Source organism: Alphaproteobacteria bacterium LSUCC0684 (assembly GCA_041228335.1).
Classification (GTDB): domain Bacteria; phylum Pseudomonadota; class Alphaproteobacteria; order Puniceispirillales; family UBA1172.
This window is the reverse complement of sequence record CP166130.1, coordinates 1,669,832-1,693,792: the sequence shown is the minus strand read 5'-3', so window position 1 is coordinate 1,693,792 and position 23,961 is coordinate 1,669,832. Positions and strand designations below refer to the sequence as shown.

The following is a 23,961-nucleotide window of genomic DNA, read 5'->3' as shown; positions in this document are numbered from 1 at the left end:
GTGACCCATGACCATGCGCAAGAAGGCTAAATCCAGCGGCAAGGAGCTTTTGCTCCAGATGCGTAATGTGTCGATCAAGGGGCGCAGTGACGAAACCTGGATTGATATTATCAATTCGGTGGATCTTGACCTCAACCGCGGGGAGGTGCTGGGACTCATCGGCGAATCCGGCGCCGGAAAGTCCACGCTTGGTCTTGCTGCCATGGGTTTCACCCGTGATGGCTGCAAGATAACCGAAGGCTCCATCACCTTTGACGGCATTGATCTGTTAAGCCAGAGCAGGGATCAGCTTCGCCAGTTGCGTGGCCGCCGCATCGCCTATGTTGCCCAGTCCGCTGCCGCCAGTTTCAATCCCGCGCATAAACTCATTGACCAGTTTGCCGAAGCGCCGCTCCAGCATGGTGTCATGGCCCGTGAAGATGCGGTTTCCTATGCAATTGATCTTTTTGATCGAATGAATTTGCCTGATCCGGAAAATTTTGGTTTTCGCTATTCCCACGAAGTTTCAGGTGGTCAATTGCAACGCGCAATGACGGCGATGGCTCTTTCCTGCCGTCCGGACCTTATCATTTTTGATGAGCCGACCACGGCGCTTGATGTCACCACCCAGATTGAAGTGCTGGCAGCTATCCGTGAAATCGTCAAGGAATTTAATACCGCGGCGATCTATATCAGCCATGATCTGGCGGTGGTAGCCCAGATGGCAGACAAGATCAAGGTGCTGCTGAAGGGGGATGAGGTAGAACAGGCGTCAACAAAAACCATGTTGAAATCCCCAAAAGAAGACTACACGAAGTCACTCTGGGCCGTACGAAAATTCGTGCGCAAGGAGAAGAAGGAAGACAAAGCCCAAGCCCCCGTCCTGGAAATCCGGAATATCACCGCAGGCTATTCCAGCCATGTTGATGTGCTCAAAGATGTGTCCTTCAGCATAAGCAAAGGGCGTACGGTTGCCGTAGTCGGGGAATCCGGAAGCGGCAAGTCGACGACGGCCCGGGTGATAACAGGCCTTTTGACCCCGCGTGAGGGGGAGGTCCTTTTTGAAGGTGAACAACTTCCGGCCAGCTACGGAAGCCGAAGCCGTGATCAATTGCGCCGGATACAGATGATCTATCAGATGGCGGATACCGCCCTTAACCCGAAACTTCGTATCCGCGAACTTCTCGGGCGTCCGGCCAGCATGTTTCTCGGGCTCAGGGGTAAAGCGCTCGATGAACGGGTGCGTGATCTCTTGCGCATGATTGAGATGGAGCCCGATCAGTATATCGACCGTCTTCCGTCGGAGCTTTCAGGCGGCCAGAAACAGCGTATCGGGATTGCCCGTGCCATCGCCGCTGAACCCAGCATCATCATCTGCGATGAAGTCACCAGCGCCCTTGATCAAATCGTTGCCGAGGGGATTTTGAAACTTCTTGATCGCCTGCAGGGAGAGCTCAGCCTTTCCTATATGTTTATCACCCATGATCTGGCAACGGTCCGGGCCATTGCGGATCAGGTCATCGTCATGAAAGATGGACTGGTGGTTGAAAAAGGCCAGAAATCGGAGGTTTTTGCCCCTCCGCATCATCCATATACCGAGTTGCTACTCGGCTCGGTTCCGGATATGGATCCAACCTGGCTTGATCGGCTGCTTGAGACGCGCGGGGTAGATAATATCGGTGATGCGGCTATTGCCAGGATGAAGTAAAGATTTCGTTGTGCTCTATTTATAGTCCGTAACGGGGTGTCCGTCTTCGAGCCAGCCGATCATACCATCCGTCAGATGCGTCACGTTGATGAATTCAAGCTCATTGATGAGTGCCTGCCCCAGAACAGATGATCTGTTTCCTGTTCGGCAGTAAAGCAAAACAGGGACTTCACGGTTTGGCACAAGTGCTGAAAACTTCTCTTGAAATTCGGGGTGAAGCTGTCCTTGTTCGGTGAAGGCCGTGATCAGATGCGCACCTTCAATAACGCCGGTGGAAGCCCATTCATCTTCACGGCGGATGTCAATGATTGTCACGCCGCTATCTCGCGCGGATTTGAGGTCTTCTGGCGTGGCCTCAACAAGGGTGACCGGTTCCGCCGCGTCCATGAGTTCCACATGGAAGATCAGCGTTGCATCAGGCGGGATGACATTGCCAGCACCGGCGCTGCCGTATCCAAGTTCAGGGGGAATGGTAAGTATTCGCTTTTCCCCGACTTTCATGCCGGCAATGCCTTGCTCCCATCCCGGAATGACCTGCCCCTGGCCGAGGACAAAACTGATCGGCTGGCCGCGCCTCGATGAATCATCAAAGACCGTGCCATCCAGCAGCTCTCCCCGGTAATGAACCGATACACGCATCCCCGTCTCGGCAATTATGCCATCGCCGACGGCCACAACTTCGATTTCAAGATCTCCCGCTTGTGCAGATGTCATGAGAGTCACCAATATTGCGAAGACGAAAACTGCCTTCCTCAGGATTATGCTGAAAACGGGCATACGCATTCCCAAAGCTGCCATCAGCTGTTGCTGTATACTATCACCGTAGAGTGCGCAGATGGAAATGCAACCTTTATATTCATCTCGCCTGAGGTCTGATGCTGCGCATTGACGGTTTGAAATTGCCCCTAATGGGAATGGAGTTGCTTCCACGCCTCCTCAGCCTCAGGGGAAGATGTTTATTTCTTTGTAAAATTACCTTAAAAGAAAATTGAAATACTTCGGGCAGCATTGCCTGCCTGCTGAGATGTTTAACTGGACGGTAACAGGACCATGAAAATTACCATTATTGGAACGGGATATGTCGGGCTTGTCTCGGGCGCATGTTTCTCTGAGTTTGGATTTCATGTCACCTGTGTAGACAAGGACAGCGACAAGATCGAACGCCTTAAAAATGGTGAGATTCCCATCTACGAACCTGGTCTTGAGGATCTTGTTGCCCGTAACGCCGCCGCTGGCAGGCTTGATTTCACCATGGATCTGGCGGCATCTGTTGCGCGTGCCGATGCGGTATTCATTGCCGTGGGCACGCCGGCACGTCGAGGCGACGGGCACGCGGATCTGAGCTATGTCTACGCCGCGGCAAGGGAGATCGCCGAACATCTCTCTGGCTATACGGTTGTGGTGACCAAATCCACCGTGCCGGTTGGAACGGGCCGGAAGGTCGCGTCCATTCTGGCTGAGGCCAATCCCGATGCTGATGTGGATGTCGCCTCCAATCCTGAATTTCTGCGGGAGGGCTCCGCCATCACCGATTTCATGCGCCCGGACCGCGTTGTTGTCGGCACCGACAGCGCGCGGGCGCGTGACGTCATGCGGGAGTTGTATCGTCCGCTCTATCTTCTTGAAACGCCAATCCTGTTCACCAGTCTTGAGACATCTGAACTTATCAAATACGCCGCCAACGCCTTTCTTGCGGTCAAGATATCCTATATCAACCAGATGGCGGACTTGTGCGAAAAAGTCGGTGCTGATGTGCATGATGTATCGAAAGGCATGGGGCTTGATAAGCGGATCGGGGGGAAGTTTCTCCATCCCGGGCCGGGATATGGCGGCTCCTGTTTTCCGAAAGACACGCTTGCACTGGTCAAAACCGCCGAGGATTTCAATGCTTCCGTCAGCATCGTGGAGGATGTTGTCCGCTACAATGATGCGCGCAAGAAATCCATGGCAGCCCGGGTTATTGCCGCTGCAGGTGGTGACGTGAGCGGGAAAGTCATTGCCATTCTGGGCCTTGCCTTCAAGCCGGAAACCGATGATATGCGGGACAGCCCGTCCCTGGACATGATCCCCCTCTTGATGGAAGCCGGGGCAAGCATCAACGCCTATGATCCCGCGGCCATGGAACAGGCCGCCCCGCTTCTGCCCAAAGATGTCAATTACTGCAAGAGCGCTCTTGAAACCGTTTCATCGGCAGATATCACGGTCATTGTCACCGAGTGGAACGAATTCAGGGCACTTGCCCCTGCTGATCTCGCTTCAGCCATGCGAGGTGATATTGTGGTCGATCTCAGGAATATCTATGATCCTGCAGCCTTGGGCAGGGCCGGGTTGATGGTTTCGAATATCGGCCGGCCTCAACAGGTGTAGTTCATCCCGAGCCTGCCCCCATCGGCATAGATTGTCTCTCCGGTGATATATGAGGCGGCATCGCTGGCAAGGAAGGCGATGACGCTGGCGATTTCTTCTGGCCGGCCGATACGTTTGAGCGGGGTGCGCGACATGACCATCTGCATCGCATCAGGGTTGGCGTTGACTCCCGCCAGCATTTCCGTATCGATCGAGCCCGGTCCAACGGCATTGACCCTGATTCCATGGGGGGCCAGCGCCAGAGATGTTGCCTTGGTGAGCTGCATCACCCCGCCCTTGGAGGCGCAATACGCCGGAATGGTCGGAATGGAGACAACGGCGTTGATCGACGACATGTTGATGATCGCCCCCTTGATCTTGTGATCGACCATCATGCGGGCGGCACGCTGGGTAGCGAGGAACGTGCCGGTCAGATTGACATCAATCACCGCCTTGAAATCTTCAAGACTGGTATCAAGGAAATCACCTGGGCGGGCGATACCTGCATTATTCACCAGCACCGTCAGCGGGCCGAACGCCTCGCTGATATGGTCAAACATCGCGTTTATCTCATCGCTGTTGCCCATGTCGCAGGCAAGGCCGACGCTATCCTCTCCGATACGCCCGGCCGCATCAATGACGCCATCCTTGTTGATATCTGCAAGGAGGATGCGGAACCCGTCTTCGCTGAGTTTCTGTGCGGCCGCAAAGCCTATCCCCTGGGCGGCACCAGTGACAAGGGCAAGTGGTCTGGCAGTCATGTTGGTAGCTCCTCTTTTTTCGCGATGGTCCATGTTGCCTTATGGGGTATTTAGCGTCAACATGACGATAAGAGGCGAAAGGTATAAGGCCGGGAAAGGAGGAAGAATACCATGGGCAAGCTCAAGATAACGTCAGGTGAAATGGTGACGAGAGCAAGGGCGCGGATCGAAGAAATTGAGACCGCGGATCTCATCGCCCGGCTGGATGATCCTGATCTTGTTGTTGTTGATATTCGTGATGTTCGTGAACGTCAACGCAGCGGATATATCCCCGGAAGTTTCCACGCCCCACGCGGCATGATCGAGTTTTGGGTTGATCCTGAAAGCCCGTATTTCAAGGAGATTTTTGCCCGTGAAAGGGCAAGTTTTGTCTTTCACTGCGCCTCTGGCTGGCGGTCGGCGCTTACCGTTGCGACATTGCAGGACATGGGTTTTGAGGCGGCCCACCTGAAAGAAGGATTTTCAACCTGGGCTGAACATGGCGGTCCCGTTGAGTTTCCCGAAGAAAGAACCTGAAAAAGGTAACCTTTAAGGCTTATCCTTCCTCAAGAATGGACATGGCCAGTCTTGCCATGGGATCAACAAGTTGGCCAAGCTCCATGGCCCGCGGACTTGAAGCATTGCCGAGGTCTGCTCTTTTGCGGACGCCCTGGGCAATGGCGGCTATCCGGAACAACCCGAACGCAAGATAGAAGGGCCAGTTTGTAATCCCGTCTATGCCGGTATGTCGGCAATAGGTTTCAATATATGCATCTTCTGACGGGATGCCGTAGCTGGTGCGGTCAAGACCGCCAAATCCGCTCAGAATTGCGCCGGGAGGCATCCGCCAAAGCCCGCACTGATAGGCGAGGTCCGCCAACGGATGCCCCAGGGTGGAAAGCTCCCAGTCCAGCATGGCAATGGCACGTGGACCATCAGGTGCAAAGATCAGATTATCCAGCCGGAAATCCCCATGAACGATTGAAAACCGGCCATCATCGGCGATCATGTTTGTATGAAGCCAGGCAATCAGCTCATTCATTGCTGGGATGGCGGTGGTTTCGCTGTCGTAATACTGACGCTGCCAGCGATGGAACTGGCGTTCAAAGTAATTCCCCGGACGGCCGTAATCTTCAAGCCCGGCCTTGGTGATATCAACCTGATGAATAGCCGCAAGCACGCGGCACATTTCATCATAGACAAGCCCGCGGTCTTCATTGGTCAACAGAGGGATCAGCGGGTCCCAGAAGGTCCGGCCGTTGAGATACTCCATGACATAGAACATGCTGCCGATGATTTCCCTGTCTTGGGCCAGATGAAAGACACGGCCAACCGGCACTGCTGTATCCGCAAGCGCCGCCATGATACGAAATTCCCTGTCGACCGCATGGGCGGATTTAAGCAATTCGCCAGGGGGTTGACGCCGCAGCACATAGGCACCGCTTGCGGCATCGAGGCGGAATGTCGGGTTGGACTGCCCGCCACTGATCTTCGTGATGTGTTCAAGACCTCTGAATCCCGGGATGTGCTTCTCAAGGTAAAGCCCGAGAAGGCGGTGATCGAAACTTAAGGCAGGGTCCTTACCTGTCACGATGAGGGCCCGATGTTGTGTTTGCGCACCAGATCACGCCCAAGGACCATCATATGCACCTGATCCGGGCCATCAGCGAGCCTGATCTGGCGGGCATAGTTGAATAGTCCGGCAAGCGGCAGGGCTTCGGTCAGGCCCAACGCGCCGTGGATCTGCATGGCACGGTCGATAACACGCTGGGCCATGGACGGGGCAACGATCTTGATCGCGGAAATATAATCCCTCGAAGCCTTGTTGCCCTCTTGATCCATTTTTGCCGCCGCCTTGAGGGTGAGCAGGCGGGCCTGCTCGATCTCACACCAGGAATTGGCGATATCTTCGCGGATCGATTGATGCTGGCTCAGCTTGCGGCCGAACGTTGTGCGTTCTTCCACCCGTTCAAGCACCATTTCAAGCGCGCGCTGGGCTCCGCCGATAAGGCGCATGCAGTGATGAATTCGCCCGGGCCCTAGACGCCCCTGGGCAATTTCAAATCCGCGCCCTTCCCCAAGCAGGATGTTTTCGGCCGGAACACGCACGTTGTCGTATTCGATCATCGGATCACCGAAAGGTGCGCTGTCATAGCCAAGGGTCGAATAATGCTTCAAGATACGAACCCCGGGCGTATTCTTGGGGACGAGGATCATCGATTGCTGTTTGTGCCTGTCCGGGTTGTCCGGATCACTCTTGCCCATGACAATCAGAAGCTCGCAGGTCTCGCGCATGGCGCCTGTTGTCCACCATTTGCGGCCATTGATGATGTATTCATCCCCATCGCGTTTGATCGAGCAGCGGATATTTGTTGCATCGGATGAGGCCACATCAGGCTCGGTCATGGAAAAAGCAGAGCGAATTTCACCGGCAAGAAGCGGTTTCAGCCAGCGTTCCTTCTGGGCGCCGGTGCCATAAAGAAAGAGGGTTTCCATATTGCCGGTATCCGGTGCATTGCAGTTGAAAATCTCCGGCGCCCAGATGACGCGGCCCATGATCTCGGCAAGCGGGGCATATTCAAGATTAGTGAGCCCTGCCCCGAATTCACCTGCCCCGAGCTTGCCGGGAAGAAACAGATTCCAAAGCCCATTTTCCCGCGCCGTTGCTTTCAGGTCTTCAAAAAAAGGGGGGGTGCGGAACCGGTTGTCGGTGCTGTCCATATGATCCTGGAACACCTGTTCCATCGGGTAGATATGGGCATCCATGAAATCTTCAAGTTTGCTGACAAGGTCGCGAACCTTGGGGGAAAATTCAAAATCCATGATATTACCCTTTCCGATATATCCCGATGCTAGGGCAAAGACCGACGGGGATCAACGCATCAATAGTCGCAGGATTTGGGGGCTGAAGAGTTTTCTTGATCCGGGGTGAGCATATCGGTCAAACTCCGATGAGGAGGATGAGGAATGGCCCTTGATATCTGGCTCGCGTTCACGGCCGCAACCTTGCTGGTGCTCATTGTCCCGGGGCCGACAATACTTCTGGTTCTTTCCTATGCCCTCAGTCGCGGGCCGAAGGTTGCCTTTCGAATGGTGGCGGGGGTGGCGCTCGGTGATTTCATTGCCATGACAGTCAGCCTTGCCGGGCTTGGTGCCGTGCTGGCGGCATCGGCCACGCTTTTCCTCGTAATGAAATGGGTTGGCGCCATCTATCTTGGGGTGATGGGCCTGCGTTTGCTGCTTAACGCCAGGAATGCCAGCGTGAAGTTACAATCAGAGGAAACATCATCTTCTCCAGCGCTCAATGGGGCGGTTCGGGATGCTGCTATCGTGACCGCGCTCAATCCGAAATCCATCGGCTTTTTCGTGGCTTTTGTGCCGCAGTTTCTCGATCAATCTAGCCCTGTCCTGCCCCAGTTTGTTGTCATGATTGCCACGTTCGTTAGTCTTGGAGCGCTGAACGCAGGCCTCTATGCCCTTCTGGCCGGACATGTTCGGTCACGATTTACCGGGGGAACAGCCTTGCGTTTTCTCCATGGTCTTGGCGGGGGTGTTCTGCTTGGTCTGGCGGCCGTGGCAGCGTTCCGTCGTGTTTAGAAGTAACACTCCTCCAGCCTTGCTCTGCCAGAACTTGAAACATATAGTCTTTTGCAGGATAGCGTAAAAGGAGTGACGTGGTGACTGAAATACCGCTCGGTAGCCGGGATGATATTCATTTAGGAACAGCTGGCGGGGGAACCGGGGGAGAGACAAGCTCACCCATGGCCTTTCCCGTTCCTGAACATGAGATAGGTTCAGTGACGCTGGCGCCATCGGGATCGTTTGAGGCCGGCAGCTACCAGACCTTTACGCTGACCTATACGGCCGGGAAATTCGGCATCGACGACAGTGGATCCATGCGGGTATGCTTCCGCTTTGCCAGTGATCAGACGCGTCCGCAGTTTGAAAACCCGGAAGGCCCGAACTACACCACGATCAAGGCATCCAACAACGCCGTGCTGCAGTATCATTACGATCCAAAGGGCAATGTCCGTCCCTGGGACAGAACGGTTTACATCAAGGTGGTACGCGGGTTCCTGAAGGAAGGTGATACGATCACCATCACCTTTGGTGACAGATCAGGCGGCTCGCCGGGGATGCGGCTGCAGACTTTCTGTGAAGAGAGCTATGAATTTCATACGCTTATCGACCCGATTGCAACTTATTGCTATCAGCCGGTACCGGACCAACCCGTAATCCGGATCGTGCCGGGTGCACCGGAAAGGTATATTGCCATTGGCCCGACCATCCGGGCGCCGGAGGAAACCTTTTCCATCCGTATCAAAGGGGAGGATAGATGGGGCAATCCCTCGGACAAATGTGATATCACCCTTTTCCCGAAAGCCAGCCATCCGGTGGAAGGACTTCCCGAGAGAGTGACCCTGAAGCCCGGGGAATTTTCTGTCAGTCTGGATGGCCTGCAGGTAAAGGAAGACGCCGATCTGATGATCGCCTTCGCCGATGATGCGGGCAAGATACTATGCACCAGCAATCCGATCCGCATTGAAGGCAATCCTGTCTCCCGTCATTTCTGGGGTGATCTGCATGGCCAGTCTGAGGAAACCATCGGCACAGGTTCGGCCGAAGAATATTTTGCCTTTGCCCGCGACAAGGCCTTTGTTGATGCAACAGGTCATCAGGGAAATGATTTTCAGATCACCGGGGAATTCTGGCGCCATCTTGATCATCTCACGGCAGCATATGATGAGCCGGGGCGATTTGTTGCACTCCCCGGGTATGAATGGTCCGGCAATACCGGGCTTGGCGGTGACCGGAACGTGTATTTTCCCGAAGAAGGCCGAACCATCCGCCGCTCATCCCATGCGCTTGTCGCGGACCGCTCCGATATTGACACAGACTGCCATTCGGCAACCGAACTCTTTGAAGCTTTTGCCCGTCATGGCGAAGAGGATGTGGTGGTCTATGCCCATTGCGGTGGCCGCTACGCCGATATTGCGCTTGCCCATGACGGCAGGTTTGAGAAATCGGTTGAAATTCACTCCAGTTGGGGCACGTTTGAATGGCTTCTTGAGGATGCGTTCAGCCTTGGCTACCGGGTCGGGATTGTGGCGAATTCCGATGGTCATAAGGGCCGCCCTGGTGCCAGTTATCCCGGCGCATCGCTGTTTGGGGCTGTTGGCGGGCTTACCTGTTTCCTGATCCCCCAACTTGATCGCGCGACAATCATGGACGCAATCCGCAAGCGGCATCATTATGCCACCACCGGTGGTGCGCATGGGCGGCCTCTTGTCACGCTGAATGCCGAGTTTTCCTCCCCGGGTGTTCTCTTTCACGATGATCCTCGCCATGGCCGGGATACGGGCTGTCCCGCTGACAGCGCTACCATGGGTGATATTATCCACCTGCCATCCGGTGAGGTTGAGCTGAAGGTCGATATCCGTACCAGTTCCCCGATTGAGCGGGTGGATCTTTTCAACGGGCTTGACCATCTGGAGACGATCCGTCCGTTTGCCCGCGAAGATCTTGGCGCACGGATCAGGGTTTTGTGGGAAGGGGCGGAATATCGCGGCCGGTTCCGGCAGGTAATCTGGGATGGTTCGGCGTTTCTCTCTGAAAACGAGGTGATACATTCAACCCCCATAAACTTCTTCAACCGAGATAAAACACTTGATCATACCGCGCCGAATGCTCTGGCCTGGCGGGCGCTGACCACCGGTAATATCGGCGGCTTCGATATGTGGCTTCGTGATCCCTATAGCGGCACGCTCAAGATCGAAACACCGCTCATCAAGGCTGGAGTCCCCATTGAAGATATCGGCTATGAAGATGAGGTGTTTGATGCAAGCGGGGTGTTGCCACGCTATCTCAAGCTTTTCCGCCTGCCGGATGAAAATACCCATCTTTCGATGTCGATCCGCCGGCAGATCAACCTCAAGCCGGCGGGAGACAACCCGATCTATATTCGTATCACCCAGGAAGACGGAACCCTGACCTGGACAAGCCCGATATATATTTATCGATGACAGCAAGACAGCACGGCCCCGGGGAAGATCCCATCGCATATATGCAAAGGACACGCTCCTATTATCTGGCGCTTGGTTACGATACCCCGTACCGGTGGGCGCATTTTGAAGCGGTGCCATTCTGTCCGATGAAGATGTCAATGGCAGAGGCTGAAGTGGCGATTGTCACAACCGCGGCTCCGTTTCAAGCCGATTGCGGGGATCAGGGGCCGGGCGCGCCGTATAATGCCGCGGCCAAATTCTACAAAGTCTATGAGGGATCAACGGCAACGATGCCGGATCTCAGGATATCACATATTGCCATAGATCGCGATCATACCACCGCCGAGGATATCGGCACCTATTTCCCTCTTGCGGCTTTGGCGAAGGCTGAGCGGGAAGGGCGGATCGGCAAAGTGGCGGAGATCTTCTTTGGCCTGCCAACAAACCGGTCGCATCGCACTACGCTCGAAGTCGACTGCCCTGATCTGGTCAATCGGGTAAAATCAAGGCCGATCGATGCGGTGCTGCTGGTGCCGAACTGTCCGGTCTGCCATCAGTCGGTCGCACTGGCTGCCCGGGCGCTCGAAGAGGCGGGTATTCCAACGGTGATCATGGGATGCGCGCGGGATATCATCGAACACGCGGGGGTTCCGAGGTTTCTTTTCAGCGATTTCCCACTGGGTAACGCAGCCGGCCAGCCCCGGGATGAAGCCTCACAGCAGGAGACGCTGGCACTGGCGCTTGATCTGCTGGCCCGCGCCGAAGCCCCGCGGACAACATGGGTTTCGCCGCAAATATGGAAGGGCAAAAAGGGATGGAAGGCCGATTACGCCAATCCGGACAAGCTGACCTTTGAGGAGATCGCCGCAAGACGCAAAGCCTTTGATGCAGGCAAGGCTGAAGCTGCCCGGGTGCGGCAAAGAGATGGCTCATGAGCATTGCACAAGTGTTCTAGACAGGAAAGTAAAGCTCAATCCCATCTTCCATTTTTGTCCGGAATTCACCCAGATGTACCAGATGGCCAAGATGTGCCCTGGCTTCGCCTGCCGCAAAGAACAGCTCATGCGGGTTGAAAACGCGCCCAAAAAGCAGCTGCATGGCCATGGCGGTGGAAATAGGTGTTGTCACCGCCGCATCGCGCAGCAGATCAAGCCGCTGGTGATGATGATCGATCAATGCCTTCGCGCGTTGCCCGCCTTTCCGGAATGGCCAGTCATGTCCGGGAAGAATCATCATGTCATCAGGCAGGGTGGACACGCTTTCAAGATAGGTCAGGTACTGACCCAGTTTGTCAATTTCGGGAAAGCGGAAATCGGTGGAGACATTGGGCGAAATCCGGGGCAAGAGGAAATCGATGGCGATGTAGATCCCGCGTTCTTTATCGGTCAGACCGATCTGCCCCGGGCTGTGACCTTGATCGGTGCGAACTTCCCAGTTTCCGCGAGCTGATGAAATGATGTCACCTTGTGCCAGAATATTGATATCCGGCAGTGTTGTTACAAATTTCGAATATCGGCCATCATCTTCGCGGGCATCGGCGATCGCGTCCTCATCAAGGCCATAGCTTCGATAGGCGGCTTCCAGTTGCCTGGAAAACTCTCCGGACATAAGCGCCTTGAGTGTCTGGGCCTGGCGTGCTTCTTCCTGGCTCATCCAGATGCCTGCACCGGTTTTCTCGGCAAGTGCGCCGGCATAACCTATATGATCCACATGATAATGACTGACGATTATTCTTGAGACGGGTTTGCCCGAAAGGGGGCCTCCCAGCAGTTGATCCCAATGCTCTACGGTCTCCTTTGTGTTTATTCCGCAATCGATAAGGATCCAGCTATCGGCCGCATCCAGCGCATAGAGATTGATGTGATCAAGTCGAAAGGGCAGATCAAAACGCATCCAGAAAACATCATCAGCCACCTGGCGCATGCTCCCCCGGGCGGGCGGATCAATTTCTATCTTTTCCACGGCAATCCCCATTGCGCAAAGGAAACAGACACCGTTGCTTGAATTGGATATGGTCTCATGAATGGAATGCTATCAGGAAGATGTTGAAATTTTGAGGTGTAATGAAGTGATCCTACCTGCCCGATCCCCAAACAACAAGAGCAATGGATGAAAAGGGTTTTTTCGCGGAAATATCTTGTTCCTCTGTTATCCTGATATTGTTTGTGGCACCATTGATGGGGGAGATCAGCAATGACGGAAAATCAGTTTTTCAAGCGTGTATATAACAGCCACACCCATGATGAGATCATGGCAATTTATGACGACTGGGCGGCAAGCTATGATGAAACCGTCCTGTCCCATGGCTATGTCACCCCGCAACGATGCGCAGCAGCACTGGCATTGCTTGAGCCGGATCGCGATGCCTCCATCCTTGATATCGGGTGCGGCACGGGTATTTCAGGCAAGGCATTGCATGCCGCCGGCTTTACCCGCATTACCGGCAGCGACATGAACCCATCAATGCTGGAAAAGGCGCGTATCCTTGATAACGTCTATCAGGATCTGCTGCTGGTCACGACCGAAAACCCCTTTGATTTTGAACCTGGCAAGTTCAGGCATATGACCGCCATGGGCGTGATCGCTACAGGTCATGCCCCGGCTTCCACCATCAGGGATGTGTTGGCCAAACTTGAACCTGAGGGGATTTTTGTCTTCTCCCTCAATGATCATACGCTGGAATTCAAGGAATATCCTGAAACCGTTGATGCGGTCACAAGAGAAGGCATTGCTGATCTCGTCTTTGATGAATACGGGGACCATATGCCGGCAATCGGGCTTAATTCCCGTATCATCGGGCTTAAGAAGAAATGATTGTTTTGGTGCTGGATAGACTGAACATATCCTGCCGGTTACGCCTTTCGTGGAGCCGGTCTCAAGGGAGAGAAGGATGAAATATACCCCCCAAACACCGCCGCCTGCCGATGCTGCCCGTCGCAAAGAGATTGAGCCGGTGATCTGCTATCCGGTTGATACGCTGCCTGTACCGGAAATGGCACGCTATCAGGCGGCGCGCACCACCATGGAAAAAATCGATACCGTGATTGTTCCGCCACGGGATGCCCGATGTTTTACCGTGCCTAGAGGTCACTTTTTCCGGATTGTCAGCAGCGAAGGCCCACAGGTCGGCGATCTCAATCTGTGGTCAAAAGACAACCCGCAGGAAAAGTTTTATTCAGGCAAGACAAGGGCCCTTCATGGCACCCATCTTTCCACCGGTGACCAGATGTGGTCCACCTTCCCCCATATGAGGCCGATGGCCACGATCACCCATGACACGCTGGACTGGTACGGCTGGGATGAATTTGGCGGCTCGGTTCATGATGTGATCGGCACCCGGTGTGATCCATATACCGCGCGTCTTCTGGGCGGTGTGGATTACCATCACTGCTGCCATTCCAACCTGACGCGCGCGCTGTCGGATTATCTTGGTGAAGATCTTCACGATGCCGAGATGCTGGTCCATGACGTGTTGAATGTTTTCATGTGCACCGGTTTTACCCTCGACACGCATCAGTATTTCATGAAGGCAAGCCCGGTCCGCCCGGGTGACTTCATTGAGTTTGTTGCTGAAATTGATCTTATTGGCGGGCTTTCGGCATGCCCGGGCGGGGATTGTTCCACGACCCATTCATCGGACTTGGCGGCATGTTTTCCGCTGGTGGTGGAAATCTGGCGTCCCGATCCTGACGTGATGGCGGGCTGGTCCGGGGCGATTTCTTCGGCCTATGATCGGACGCATGGCCGCCAGCCCAAAAGATCTTGACGAAAGATGATATGATCCGTCTCCTTGGTCTCAGGAAAGAATGGCGATCCGTCACATCCGTTGAAGGAAGAGCGTAGCAATGGCAATCTTTAATCTCGGGTCGATCAATATCGATCACATATACACCATGCCGCATCTCGTAGAGCCCGGCGAAACCCTTGCCGCATCCAGTTATGAGGCGGCATTGGGGGGCAAAGGGGCGAACCAGTCCATCGCCATCGCCCGGGCTGGTGGAGCGGTCTTTCATGCCGGCATGATCAACACCCGGGATGAGCGCTGGCTTGCTCCCATGATGGAGGCCGGGGTCAATATCGATCATGTCATCCTTGGTGAGGTGCCATCGGGTCATGCCATTGTCGCGGTGGATGAGGGAAGCGCTGAAAATCAGATCATCCTGGCGCCGCTCAGCAACGCGTCCTTGCCGGAGAAACTCATCGCTGATTTTCTCGGCAACGCAGGTGAGGGAGGCTGGGCACTGACCCAGAACGAAACGAACCTCGCGGCGCCCTTTCTGAAAGAGGCAAGGGCAAAAGGGCTTTATATCTGTTACAGCGCGGCGCCATTTGTTGCCGAAGTTACAGCCGAGCTTCTGCCGCTGGTTGATCTCCTGATTGTGAATGCGGTAGAGGCAGAAGCCTTGTCCGCGCATTTTGATACTGCACCCGAAGAACTTGGGATAAAGCATCTGATCATCACCCTGGGAAAGCAAGGCTCACGCTATATTGGCGTGGAAGGTGAATTTACCGTCCCGGCTCTGCCGGTGAAAGCCGTGGATACAACAGGTGCAGGCGATACCTATCTTGGCTATGTGCTGGCCATGCTTGATGGGGGTGCATCCATGGAAGACGCCATGAGGGTTGCTTCCCAGGCCGCAGCGATCCAGGTCACCCGGCCGGGGGCAAGCGCTGCAATCCCGACACGTGCTGAGTTGAGCCAACACTTTTCATGATACTGTTTTGGCAGAAAAGAGACAGATATGAGCGCCCAGAAAATCATTATCGACACCGATCCCGGCATTGATGACGCCATGGCAATTCATTACGCCTTTGCGGACAAACGGCTGGAAGTGCTCGGGCTTACCACGATCTTTGGCAATGTCTATGTTGAGCAGGCAACGCGCAACGCGCTCTATCTTGCCGAACAGGCTGCCTATCCCGCGGTGGTGGCGGCGGGGGCGGAGCGGCCGATTTCAATGATGATGAACCCGCCTTCGCATTACGTGCATGGCGATGAAGGATTTGGTCACATGCCCGCGGTCAAGCCGTCCCGGGCACCTGACCCGAGACCGGCGCATATCTATCTTTCGGAAACCTGCCGCGCCCATAGTGGCGAGGTGATCCTCTGCCCGGTTGGGCCGTTGACCAATATCGCAAGATTGCTTGATTATGACCCCGGGATTGTCGAGCATGTCAACAAACTGGTGATCATGGGTGGTGCGGTTGAATGCAAGGGCAATGTCACCCCATATGCGGAGGCAAATATCTGGAACGATCCACATGCTGCCGATAAGGTGTTTGCCGCGGGATGGGATATTGATCTCATCGGTCTTGATATCACCCAGACGATCACCTGCAACGCGGGCCATTTTCAGGCTCTTGCCGGGGAAGCTCCTGAAATTGGCGGGTTTCTTGAAAATATTACAGCTTTCTATATCGATTTCTATCATGGCGTAGTCGGAGAGCATGTGTGCCTGATGCATGATCCGACCGCCGTTATCGCCATCACTAATCCAGAACTCATAACCTTCAAGGCCATGCCGATTGAGGTGATCACCGAAGGGGAGCGCATCGGCCAGACAATCAGGGCTGCATCCGGGCGTCATCCGGTGCGGGTGGCGATGAACGCGGATATCGCCGACGTTCGTGAGACATTTCTGGACATTTGCCGGGAAAGTGACAGAATGAAATCATTACGCATGAAGGCTGAATAGGTATTTTAATAACTTCCTGAAGAGGTGAGGTGTTCATGGAAGTAAAAAAAGTTGATTATACGGCCGGGAATGCGTCGGCGATGCTGGCGGAATCCTTGCGTGAAACCGGCTTTGCCGTTCTTGAAAATCATCCGATCTCTCATATGCGCATCGATGATGCCTATGCCGCATGGGGAGAGTTTTTTGCCAGCGACGAGAAAATGGACTGGCTGCGTGATCCCGATGATCAGGACGGATATTTCCCCTTTCTTTCGGAAAACGCCAAAGATGCCAAAGCCAAGGATCTAAAAGAATTTTATCATGTCTATAGCTGGGGGCGTGTGCCGGATTCCATCGCTGATCTGACGCGCGATCTATACGGTGATCTGGTTGCTCTTGGTCAGGAATTGCTTGGCTGGCTTGATGCCGAAATGCCCGCCGAAGTCCGGGCAGGCATGCCTGCATCCCTTGCCTCGATGATGCAGGGCAGTGAGCAGAGTCTTTTCCGGATTCTCCATTATCCGCCCGTCAGAGACGGGCATGAAGCAGGGGCGATCCGCGCCGCCGCCCATGAAGATATCAATCTGATCACGCTGCTGCTCGCAGGCTCGAAACCGGGGCTGGAAGCCATGGACCGTGATGGGAACTGGCATAGTGTATCCTGTGACCCGGGGATGATCACGATCAATAACGGGGATATGTTATCTCTTGCAACGAACGGGTATTATCCATCCACAACCCACCGGGTGGTTAATCCGGATCAGCAGGAAAATACCTCCCGGTATTCGATGCCGATGTTTTTGCATCCCAGACCCGATGCGGCGTTGAAAGATGGGTTTACAGCAGATATGTTTTTGCAACAGAGGTTGAAGGAAATCGGCCTCAAATAAAATGGGAGTTTATGAGAAATGAGCACAATTCGCACATTTATGGTGTCGGTCATCGGCGCTGTATTGTTACTTGCTTCTGCGGCGACTGCCGCGGAGATCAAGCCTGCCGTAATCTTTGATATGGGCGGGAAATTCGATAAATCCTTCAACGAAGGTGTCTGGAACGGGGTGAAGAAATTCACCGAAGAAACCGGCATTTCCGTAATGGAATTTGAAGTAACCAACGAAACCCAGCGTGAACAGGCCATGCGGCGCATGGTTGAGCGCGGGGCCACCATCGTGCTTGGTGTCGGGTTTGCCCAGGCAGACGCCATCTCCAAGGTTGCAGCAGAATATCCGGATGTCCAGTTTTCCATCATCGATGTATCCTGGCTGGATGCCCCAAACCTGCGCCAGTATGCGTTCAAGGAGCATGAAGGCAGCTATCTTGTCGGTGTAGCGGCAGCGCTGGCCAGCAAGACAGGCAAGGTCGGTTTTGTAGGCGGGATGGATATTCCGCTCATTCGCAAGTTTGCCTGCGGCTATGTTGGCGGGGTCAAATCAGTCAATGCATCGGCAGATGTATACCAGAACATGACCGGCACAACCCCATCGGCATGGAATGATCCGGCCAAGGGGGCTGAGTTGACCAAATCCCAGATCGACCGCGGCGCTGACGTTGTCTATCATGCGGCAGGCGGGACCGGACTTGGGGTGATCCAGGCCGCAGCCGATGCCGGCAAGCTTGCTATTGGTGTCGATTCCAATCAGAACGGGCTTGCCCCGGGCTCGGTCTTGACCTCGATGCTCAAGCGCGTTGATGTGGCAGCCTATGAAACCTTCATGGATGCCAGGAACGGGAATTTCTCTTCAGGCGTGCAGGTGCTTGGTGTCGCTGAAGGCGGCGTGGACTGGGCTGTTGATGACAACAACGCCAGCCTGATTTCAGCTGATCTCAAAGCGGCCGTGGAAAAGGCGCGCAGCGACATTCTTTCTGGCAAAGTGTCGGTGCATAATTACGAAAGTGATTCCAGCTGCCCGTATTAATTCCGCAGTAAGGCAGTAACGCGTTGGTGGATACCGCCAATATCAACGAAGCGGCAGGCGTTGGCAAAACGCCTGTCGCAATTTCCTTATCCGGTATCAGTAAAACCTTTGGTGCAGTACGCGCCAACAGAGATGTCTCGCTCAATATCCGGGCCGGATCCATCCATGGTATCGTGGGGGAAAACGGGGCAGGCAAATCAACCCTCGTTTCCATTCTCTATGGATTTTATACCGCCGACAGGGGAAGCATTCAGGTTTTTGGGGAAGACATTTCCATCGGCTCGACGGCTGAGGCGATCGGGACCGGCATAGGCATGGTGCATCAGCATTTCATGCTGGTGCCGAATTTCACCGTCCTTGAGAATATCATCCTCGGAAGCGAGGGGAAGGGCGGGCTTCGCGGCAGCATGGCGCGGGCGCGGGCGGAAATAACCCGTCTTGCCGGAACCTACGGGCTCAAGGTTGATCTTGATGCCGTGGTGGAAGATCTGCCGGTTGGCGTTCAGCAACGGGTGGAAATCCTGAAAGCTCTATATCGTGGCGCCCGAATACTTATCCTTGATGAGCCTACAGGCGTGCTGACCCCGCAGGAGACCGATCAGCTTTTTGAAATCCTGCGATCCTTGAAGGAGCAGGGGGTAACGGTACTCTTCATTACCCATAAACTAAGGGAAATCATGGCAGTCACGGATCAGGTGTCGGTCATGCGTGGTGGGGAGATGGTGGCGCATCGCGATACCTCGGCCACCAGCCCTGCTGAACTTGCTGAACTGATGGTGGGGCGGCCGGTGCTGATCGAAGGCATATGGCACGCCGCCACACCTGGTGATATTGTGCTCAAGGCAGAGAAGCTAAGCCTTGAAGGTGGAGGAGCACCACTTGTCAAGGAGTTGAGCTTCGATGTCCGTGCCGGCGAGATCCTGGGCATTGCCGGCGTTTCCGGTAACGGGCAGTCGGAACTTCTTGAACTGCTGGCTGGCATCCGGGAGCTGAATGATGGGCAGATTACTCTTGGCGGCATGAGTATCACCAGCAACCAGCCCGCCAGCCCATCCATAATCAAGGCGCTCGGGGTGGCCCATGTGCCGGAAGATCGTCATGCCATGGGGCTTGTTCTTCCCTTCAGCGCCGCTGAAAGTGCGATTCTTGGCTATGAGCATGCCAGGGGTATCGGCGATGGTATCTGGCTTGATCCGGTCCGGCTCAATGCGCATTGCGGCCGCTTGATGAAGGATTTTGATGTGCGTCCTGCTGATCCGACTCTGAAAAGCAATCTTTTTTCGGGAGGAAATCAGCAGAAGATCGTATTGGCCCGGGAAATGTCAGCCAACCCGAAGCTTTTGCTGGTAGGACAGCCGACAAGAGGGGTAGATATCGGCGCCATTGAATTTATCCACCGGCAGCTGATTGCCTTGCGAGATGAGGGATGCGCCATCGTGCTTGTTTCGGTGGAACTTGATGAGATTCTCAGCCTTTCGGATCGGATCATGGTCATGAATGGCGGGCAATCGATGGGCATTGTTGCGCGCAAGGAGGCAGATGCCCGTTCCATCGGCCTGTTGATGGCAGGGGTGAAATGATGCGGACATCATTACCTCAATGGGTGGATATAGGTCTTCTGCCTCTGATCAATATTCTGGCAGCTTTTGTCGTTGCCGGGGTCATCATCGCGATGATTGGCGAAAACCCCTTTGTTGCGCTGATGGTGATGCTGAAAGGGGCTTTTGTCTATAAGGGCGCGCTTGGCTATACGCTCTTCTATGCAACCAATTTCATTTTCACAGGTCTTGCGGTGGCGGTCGCTTTCCACGCCATGCTCTTCAATATAGGTGGTGAGGGGCAGGCGGCGATGGGCGGGCTTGGTCTTGGTCTGGTAGCATTGGCGCTTGATCCGGTACTGCCGCCGTTATTGGTGGTGCTGCTAGCCATTCCCATGGCGGCGGTGTTTGGGGCGATCTGGGGCGCCATACCCGGATGGCTTCAAGCCCGAAGAGGCAGTCATATCGTGATCACCACGATCATGTTCAATTTTATCGCGGCCTCGATCATGGTGTGGCTTCTGGCTGGAATGCTGATGGCGCCCGGCCAGATGTCACCTGAAACCCGCAGTTTTGCCGATGGTGTTGGCCTTGCCCAGATACACACGATCTTCAATGCCATGGGCATTCCGATGGCGCGATCCCCGCTCAATCTGTCTTTCCTGATTGCATTGCTGGCATCCTTTGGTGTCTGGGTGCTGATCTGGCGAACCCGGCTTGGCTATGTCATCCGGGCCACGGGCCATAGTGAGCGTGCGGTGATCTACGCCGGACACTCCCCACAGCGGATTATCATGATCACCATGGCAATTTCAGGGGCGCTTGCCGGTCTGATGGCGTTGAACGAGATCCTTGGTGTGCAGCAGCGGGTGATCCTCAATTTCACTTCCGGCTACGGGTTTACCGGAATAGCCGTGGCGTTGATGGGGCGGAATCATCCCGTCGGTATCATTCTTGCCAGCCTTCTTTTCGGGGCGCTCTATCAGGGCGGGGCTGAACTGGATTTTGAATTCCAGACCATTACCCGGGAAATGGTATTGATGATCCAGGGGCTGATCATCCTTTTCTCGGGTGCGCTTGCCTATATGTTCAATCCGGTGCTTGAGAGAATATACGCCCATTTTTTCACCCGGCGGGAGGTGCTTGGCGATGGCTGATCTCTGGCTTCAGTTCGTGCTGACCCTGGATGCAACATTGCGGGTGGCAACGCCGCTCATTTTCTGTGCCATGGCAGGGCTTTTCTCGGAAAGGTCCGGGATCATCGATATTTCCCTTGAGGGCAAGATGCTGATGAGTGCGTTTACCGCGGCCAGCGTCGCGGCGATGACCGGCTCGCCCTGGCTTGGGCTCATAAGCGCTATTGTCGTCTCGGTCAGTTTCAGCCTCGTTCATGGTTTTGCCTGTATCACCCATAAGGGCAATCAGGTGATCTCCGGGCTTGCCATCAATATTCTGGCCTCTGGGCTGACGGTGACCATCGGCATCGCCCTTTTCGCGCAAGGGGGACAGACACCGTTTCTCAAAGCATCCGAGCGGTTTGCCCCGCTGATTCTTCCTTTTGCGGATATGCTGCGTTCCATCCCCGGAATTGGCGTTATTTATGCCGAAGTGATCTCCGGGCACAATCTGCTGGTCTGGCTTGCGCTGCTGTCGGTGCTGGTGACGGGATATGTTCTTGCCCGGACACGTTTCGGGCTCTGGCTGCGTGCTGTTGGCGAGAAACCTGAAGCGGTGGATACGGCCGGGATCAGTGTTGTCTGGCTCAGGTATCAGGCAGTTATCATCGCCGGTATTCTCTGCGGTATGGCCGGGGCCTATCTTTCGATTGCACATGGCGCTGGATTCGTCCGGGAAATGACGGCAGGAAAGGGATATATCGCTCTGGCTGCCATGATTTTTGGTAACTGGCGGCCCTTGCCTGCGCTCATGGCCTGCCTGATGTTCGGGTTTCTTGATGCGCTGGCCGCCCGTCTTCAAGGGGTGGAACTGCCCGGAATAGGGCTGGTGCCGACGGATCTTATACTGGTGTTGCCGTATGTGCTCACGGTGGTCCTGCTGGCCGGATTTATCGGCAAGGCAACTCCGCCCCGCGCCATTGGTGTCCCTTATGTGAAGGAGCGCTGATATGGATGATAAAGACCTCATGCGGATAGCGGCTCTGGCCATGCCTCAGGCTTATGCGCCCTATAGTAATTTTCAGGTTGGTGCGGCCATTCTGGACGAGCATGGCGCAACCCATAGAGGCGTCAATGTCGAAAACGCGGCCTATCCTCAAGGCTCCTGCGCTGAAGCGGGGGCGATTGCCGCGATGGTGATGAAAGGTGGCCGGCGAATTGAAGCAATTGCCGTTGCTGGCAGGGGTGAGCTTTTATGCACACCTTGCGGTGGGTGCCGCCAGCGCATTCGTGAATTTGCCTCTCCCGCCACCCGGATAATCATCGGTGATGAAAACGGGATACGGCAGATCTTCTCGCTTGAAGATCTTTTGCCAGCAAGTTTCGGCCCTGATAATCTGGAGTGAGCAGCCATGAGTAATGGCGACAGGATAAGGACACGGCCATGACGGATAAACAACTTGGAGAGTTTGTATCTTACACGCCCGCGCCCTACCCGCGCGCACTGACACTTGAGGGCCGTCATGTCCGGCTTGAACCCCTGACCCCTGAACATGCGCCGATGCTCAAGAAGGCGTTTGATAAAAGCACGGATCACGCCATCTGGCGCTCCGATACATCGTTGATGACCGTATAGCCAGCAATGTAATCAAGTGCCCTGTCTTCGGAAACATGACTGGCTTCACGGCCGATAACCACGCCAAGTTCGACTTCCCAGTCCGTTTTTACCGAGTCTTTCGGGATCACGATATCATCATTGGGTCCGGCAAGGGCCGAGGTTGCTTTGGAAAACAGCACCGGTTCCGTCGGCCTTGCCATCCCTGTTTCATCGGCGTGGCGCGCGTAATTGAGCCCGATGCAGTGAAAATTCGGCGTATCGGCAACCGCCGGACCGACCCTCAATCCCGGGTCAAGTTCAGGCAGGCTGGAAGGGTCAATGGCCTTGATCTTGTCAAGTCTCTCACAGGAAACCGTGCCAAAGGCGAGGTCATTCACCACACCGCTCAAATCACGCAGGCCGCCGGTCTTGTCCAGCATGGCCGGTTTTTCTTCACCCCTGGCCCCAACTCGAAGCAATTTCATTTCACCCTCCAGGTATTATTTCAAAAAAGCCTAATTGAGATCGCGCGGTTGTTCAAATCCTTATCGGTTACGCTTCTGGCAAGATCGCCGGTTTTAAGTAAGGACTTTTTCAGCCGGGGATGATTTCTCCCTTCCAGTCTAGCTGGTGGCCGCTTTCAGCCGGGGTTACGTTGCCGATCACGGCGAGCAACTGGCGGGCGGCCTGATCCGGGGGGAAAATATCATGCTTGACCATATCCCGGAATGGCGCGGAGAGCGAAGTCTCGACTGTCCCGGGGTGAAGGCCGATCACGATACTGTCAGGATTTTTAAAGACCATTTCATGGGCAAAGTTTCGGATCATCATATTCAATCCTGCCTTTGCCGCCCGGTAACTGTGCCAACCTCCGGCGCGGTTGTCGGCAATGCTTCCAACCCGGGCGGAAACTGCGGCAAAAACCGCCCGCCCGCGCCGTGGCATCAGGGGCAGGAAATATTTGGCCGCAAGGGCAGGGCCGATGCAGTTGGCCTGAAAATACGCGTTCATGGTCTCGGGATTGAGGTGACGGAAACTCTTTTCGGGCATGATCTGCCGCGCCGGATCATGCAGCATGCCGGTGGCATTGATGATGAGCCCAACGTCGCCATGCTCGGCAATAATCCGGGCGGCCTCGGCGATGGTATCCTCATGATCGAGATCGCAATATATCTGGCCTTCACGGGGGGTGCGGGCCAGCTGAAAAAGCTGCTTGATGCCGGGATCATTTTTGAACAGATCACAAACTGCCTGTCCAATTCCGCCATTGGCGCCAACGACGACGGCATTTATCGGCGCATCAAACCTTCTCAGCATGCTCTCGCCCCCCGGGGCCATGTGT

The 23,961-nt window shown here is 54.9% G+C and carries 24 protein-coding genes; 17 read left to right on the top strand and 7 right to left on the bottom strand.

Features of this window, described 5'->3' with window-relative positions; translation table 11 throughout:
* Window positions 1-7: 7 nt before the first annotated feature.
* Window positions 8-1,687, top strand: coding sequence for an ABC transporter ATP-binding protein (locus tag AB8880_08100; GenBank protein ID XDZ64887.1), 1,680 nt, complete (start codon window positions 8-10; stop codon window positions 1,685-1,687).
* 15 nt (window positions 1,688-1,702) lie between these two features.
* Here AB8880_08100 and AB8880_08095 read toward each other — a convergent pair whose 3' ends face one another.
* Complete coding sequence (locus AB8880_08095; protein ID XDZ64886.1) at window positions 1,703-2,401, bottom strand: FKBP-type peptidyl-prolyl cis-trans isomerase; 699 nt, start codon at window positions 2,399-2,401, stop codon at window positions 1,703-1,705.
* A 336-nt stretch (window positions 2,402-2,737) separates the two neighbouring features.
* On the opposite strand from AB8880_08095, the gene AB8880_08090 reads away from it, so the two are divergent.
* Entirely contained in the window at window positions 2,738-4,054 is a 1,317-nt protein-coding gene (locus AB8880_08090; protein ID XDZ64885.1) for a UDP-glucose/GDP-mannose dehydrogenase family protein, read from the top strand.
* On the opposite strand, the gene AB8880_08085 is transcribed toward AB8880_08090, so the two are convergent.
* Window positions 4,042-4,794 carry an SDR family NAD(P)-dependent oxidoreductase gene (locus tag AB8880_08085; GenBank protein ID XDZ64884.1) on the bottom strand — a complete coding sequence of 251 codons (753 nt, stop codon included), beginning with the start codon at window positions 4,792-4,794 and terminating at the stop codon, window positions 4,042-4,044. The two genes, AB8880_08090 and AB8880_08085, sit on opposite strands and share 13 nt — an antisense overlap.
* Before the next feature lie 111 nt (window positions 4,795-4,905).
* Between AB8880_08085 and AB8880_08080 the strand changes: the two genes are divergently transcribed.
* Window positions 4,906-5,310 carry a rhodanese-like domain-containing protein gene (locus tag AB8880_08080; protein XDZ64883.1) on the top strand — a complete coding sequence of 135 codons (405 nt, stop codon included), beginning with the start codon at window positions 4,906-4,908 and terminating at the stop codon, window positions 5,308-5,310.
* 19 nt (window positions 5,311-5,329) lie between these two features.
* Here AB8880_08080 and AB8880_08075 read toward each other — a convergent pair whose 3' ends face one another.
* Together AB8880_08075 and AB8880_08070 are read right to left on the bottom strand one after the other, a co-directional pair.
* On the bottom strand, window positions 5,330-6,364 hold the full coding sequence (locus tag AB8880_08075) for a phosphotransferase (protein XDZ64882.1): 1,035 nt from the start codon (window positions 6,362-6,364) through the stop codon (window positions 5,330-5,332).
* Window positions 6,361-7,596: an acyl-CoA dehydrogenase family protein gene (locus tag AB8880_08070; protein ID XDZ64881.1), complete on the bottom strand. Its 1,236-nt coding sequence runs from the start codon at window positions 7,594-7,596 to the stop codon at window positions 6,361-6,363. Before AB8880_08070 ends, AB8880_08075 begins: the two co-directional genes overlap by 4 nt.
* A 144-nt stretch (window positions 7,597-7,740) precedes the next feature.
* Here AB8880_08070 and AB8880_08065 point away from each other — a divergent pair, with 144 nt between their 5' ends.
* The 3 genes from AB8880_08065 to AB8880_08055 all read left to right on the top strand — a co-directional run bounded on the left by AB8880_08065 (window position 7,741) and on the right by AB8880_08055 (window position 11,713).
* Entirely contained in the window at window positions 7,741-8,370 is a 630-nt protein-coding gene (locus AB8880_08065; GenBank protein ID XDZ64880.1) for a LysE family translocator, read from the top strand.
* A gap of 164 nt (window positions 8,371-8,534) precedes the next feature.
* Window positions 8,535-10,796, top strand: coding sequence for a DUF3604 domain-containing protein (locus AB8880_08060; GenBank protein ID XDZ67048.1), 2,262 nt, complete (start codon window positions 8,535-8,537; stop codon window positions 10,794-10,796).
* A gap of 41 nt (window positions 10,797-10,837) precedes the next feature.
* Complete coding sequence (locus AB8880_08055) at window positions 10,838-11,713, top strand: glycine/sarcosine/betaine reductase selenoprotein B family protein (GenBank protein ID XDZ64879.1); 876 nt, start codon at window positions 10,838-10,840, stop codon at window positions 11,711-11,713.
* A gap of 16 nt (window positions 11,714-11,729) precedes the next feature.
* Here AB8880_08055 and AB8880_08050 read toward each other — a convergent pair whose 3' ends face one another.
* Complete coding sequence (locus AB8880_08050) at window positions 11,730-12,740, bottom strand: MBL fold metallo-hydrolase (GenBank protein ID XDZ64878.1); 1,011 nt, start codon at window positions 12,738-12,740, stop codon at window positions 11,730-11,732.
* A gap of 231 nt (window positions 12,741-12,971) precedes the next feature.
* On the opposite strand from AB8880_08050, the gene AB8880_08045 reads away from it, so the two are divergent.
* The 11 genes from AB8880_08045 (at window position 12,972) to AB8880_07995 (ending at window position 22,658) form a co-directional block, all read left to right on the top strand.
* A complete protein-coding gene (locus AB8880_08045) occupies window positions 12,972-13,592 on the top strand; it encodes a class I SAM-dependent methyltransferase (protein XDZ64877.1) in 621 nt (206 codons plus the stop codon).
* A 76-nt stretch (window positions 13,593-13,668) separates the two neighbouring features.
* Entirely contained in the window at window positions 13,669-14,544 is an 876-nt protein-coding gene (locus AB8880_08040) for an urea carboxylase-associated family protein (GenBank protein XDZ64876.1), read from the top strand.
* A gap of 79 nt (window positions 14,545-14,623) precedes the next feature.
* Window positions 14,624-15,493 carry a ribokinase gene (locus AB8880_08035; GenBank protein XDZ64875.1) on the top strand — a complete coding sequence of 290 codons (870 nt, stop codon included), beginning with the start codon at window positions 14,624-14,626 and terminating at the stop codon, window positions 15,491-15,493.
* A gap of 27 nt (window positions 15,494-15,520) precedes the next feature.
* Window positions 15,521-16,474 (top strand): nucleoside hydrolase, encoded by a 954-nt coding sequence (locus AB8880_08030; GenBank protein XDZ64874.1) that lies wholly within the window; start codon window positions 15,521-15,523, stop codon window positions 16,472-16,474.
* A 35-nt stretch (window positions 16,475-16,509) separates the two neighbouring features.
* Complete coding sequence (locus AB8880_08025) at window positions 16,510-17,343, top strand: isopenicillin N synthase family dioxygenase (protein XDZ64873.1); 834 nt, start codon at window positions 16,510-16,512, stop codon at window positions 17,341-17,343.
* A 39-nt stretch (window positions 17,344-17,382) separates the two neighbouring features.
* A complete protein-coding gene (locus AB8880_08020) occupies window positions 17,383-18,369 on the top strand; it encodes a BMP family protein (protein XDZ67047.1) in 987 nt (328 codons plus the stop codon).
* 26 nt (window positions 18,370-18,395) lie between these two features.
* A complete protein-coding gene (locus tag AB8880_08015) occupies window positions 18,396-19,949 on the top strand; it encodes an ABC transporter ATP-binding protein (protein XDZ64872.1) in 1,554 nt (517 codons plus the stop codon).
* Window positions 19,946-21,064, top strand: a complete 1,119-nt coding sequence (locus AB8880_08010; GenBank protein XDZ64871.1) for an ABC transporter permease — start codon at window positions 19,946-19,948, stop codon at window positions 21,062-21,064. Before AB8880_08015 ends, AB8880_08010 begins: the two co-directional genes overlap by 4 nt.
* A complete protein-coding gene (locus AB8880_08005; protein XDZ64870.1) occupies window positions 21,057-22,031 on the top strand; it encodes an ABC transporter permease in 975 nt (324 codons plus the stop codon). Before AB8880_08010 ends, AB8880_08005 begins: the two co-directional genes overlap by 8 nt.
* 1 nt (window position 22,032) lies before the next feature.
* On the top strand, window positions 22,033-22,428 hold the full coding sequence (cdd, locus tag AB8880_08000; GenBank protein ID XDZ64869.1) for a cytidine deaminase: 396 nt from the start codon (window positions 22,033-22,035) through the stop codon (window positions 22,426-22,428).
* Window positions 22,429-22,466: 38 nt separating this feature from the next.
* Entirely contained in the window at window positions 22,467-22,658 is a 192-nt protein-coding gene (locus AB8880_07995) for a hypothetical protein (protein ID XDZ64868.1), read from the top strand.
* Here the strand turns inward: AB8880_07995 and AB8880_07990 are convergent.
* Together AB8880_07990 and AB8880_07985 are read right to left on the bottom strand one after the other, a co-directional pair.
* Window positions 22,616-23,104 carry a fumarylacetoacetate hydrolase family protein gene (locus tag AB8880_07990; protein XDZ64867.1) on the bottom strand — a complete coding sequence of 163 codons (489 nt, stop codon included), beginning with the start codon at window positions 23,102-23,104 and terminating at the stop codon, window positions 22,616-22,618. The genes AB8880_07995 and AB8880_07990 overlap by 43 nt on opposite strands.
* Window positions 23,105-23,213: 109 nt before the next feature.
* The gene (locus tag AB8880_07985; protein XDZ64866.1) at window positions 23,214-23,936 is read right to left on the bottom strand and encodes an SDR family NAD(P)-dependent oxidoreductase; all 723 of its coding nucleotides are present in this window, start codon (window positions 23,934-23,936) and stop codon (window positions 23,214-23,216) included.
* Window positions 23,937-23,961: the final 25 nt, after the last annotated feature.

What these genes read in the sequence shown, in the direction of transcription:
- cdd (XDZ64869.1), top strand. Translation starts at nt 22,033, where the DNA reads ATGGATGATAAAGACCTCATGCGGATAGCGGCTCTGGCCATGCCTCAG.
- AB8880_08055 (XDZ64879.1), top strand. Translation starts at nt 10,838, where the DNA reads ATGCAAAGGACACGCTCCTATTATCTGGCGCTTGGTTACGATACCCCG.
- AB8880_08070 (XDZ64881.1), bottom strand. Translation starts at nt 7,596, where the DNA reads ATGGATTTTGAATTTTCCCCCAAGGTTCGCGACCTTGTCAGCAAACTT.
- AB8880_08080 (XDZ64883.1), top strand. Translation starts at nt 4,906, where the DNA reads ATGGGCAAGCTCAAGATAACGTCAGGTGAAATGGTGACGAGAGCAAGG.
- AB8880_08005 (XDZ64870.1), top strand. Translation starts at nt 21,057, where the DNA reads ATGGCTGATCTCTGGCTTCAGTTCGTGCTGACCCTGGATGCAACATTG.
- AB8880_08065 (XDZ64880.1), top strand. Translation starts at nt 7,741, where the DNA reads ATGGCCCTTGATATCTGGCTCGCGTTCACGGCCGCAACCTTGCTGGTG.
- AB8880_08085 (XDZ64884.1), bottom strand. Translation starts at nt 4,794, where the DNA reads ATGACTGCCAGACCACTTGCCCTTGTCACTGGTGCCGCCCAGGGGATA.
- AB8880_07995 (XDZ64868.1), top strand. Translation starts at nt 22,467, where the DNA reads ATGACGGATAAACAACTTGGAGAGTTTGTATCTTACACGCCCGCGCCC.
- AB8880_07990 (XDZ64867.1), bottom strand. Translation starts at nt 23,104, where the DNA reads ATGAAATTGCTTCGAGTTGGGGCCAGGGGTGAAGAAAAACCGGCCATG.
- AB8880_08030 (XDZ64874.1), top strand. Translation starts at nt 15,521, where the DNA reads ATGAGCGCCCAGAAAATCATTATCGACACCGATCCCGGCATTGATGAC.
- AB8880_08045 (XDZ64877.1), top strand. Translation starts at nt 12,972, where the DNA reads ATGACGGAAAATCAGTTTTTCAAGCGTGTATATAACAGCCACACCCAT.
- AB8880_08090 (XDZ64885.1), top strand. Translation starts at nt 2,738, where the DNA reads ATGAAAATTACCATTATTGGAACGGGATATGTCGGGCTTGTCTCGGGC.
- AB8880_08020 (XDZ67047.1), top strand. Translation starts at nt 17,383, where the DNA reads ATGGTGTCGGTCATCGGCGCTGTATTGTTACTTGCTTCTGCGGCGACT.
- AB8880_08100 (XDZ64887.1), top strand. Translation starts at nt 8, where the DNA reads ATGACCATGCGCAAGAAGGCTAAATCCAGCGGCAAGGAGCTTTTGCTC.
- AB8880_08095 (XDZ64886.1), bottom strand. Translation starts at nt 2,401, where the DNA reads ATGACATCTGCACAAGCGGGAGATCTTGAAATCGAAGTTGTGGCCGTC.
- AB8880_08010 (XDZ64871.1), top strand. Translation starts at nt 19,946, where the DNA reads ATGATGCGGACATCATTACCTCAATGGGTGGATATAGGTCTTCTGCCT.
- AB8880_08060 (XDZ67048.1), top strand. Translation starts at nt 8,535, where the DNA reads ATGGCCTTTCCCGTTCCTGAACATGAGATAGGTTCAGTGACGCTGGCG.
- AB8880_08040 (XDZ64876.1), top strand. Translation starts at nt 13,669, where the DNA reads ATGAAATATACCCCCCAAACACCGCCGCCTGCCGATGCTGCCCGTCGC.
- AB8880_07985 (XDZ64866.1), bottom strand. Translation starts at nt 23,936, where the DNA reads ATGCTGAGAAGGTTTGATGCGCCGATAAATGCCGTCGTCGTTGGCGCC.
- AB8880_08035 (XDZ64875.1), top strand. Translation starts at nt 14,624, where the DNA reads ATGGCAATCTTTAATCTCGGGTCGATCAATATCGATCACATATACACC.
- AB8880_08025 (XDZ64873.1), top strand. Translation starts at nt 16,510, where the DNA reads ATGGAAGTAAAAAAAGTTGATTATACGGCCGGGAATGCGTCGGCGATG.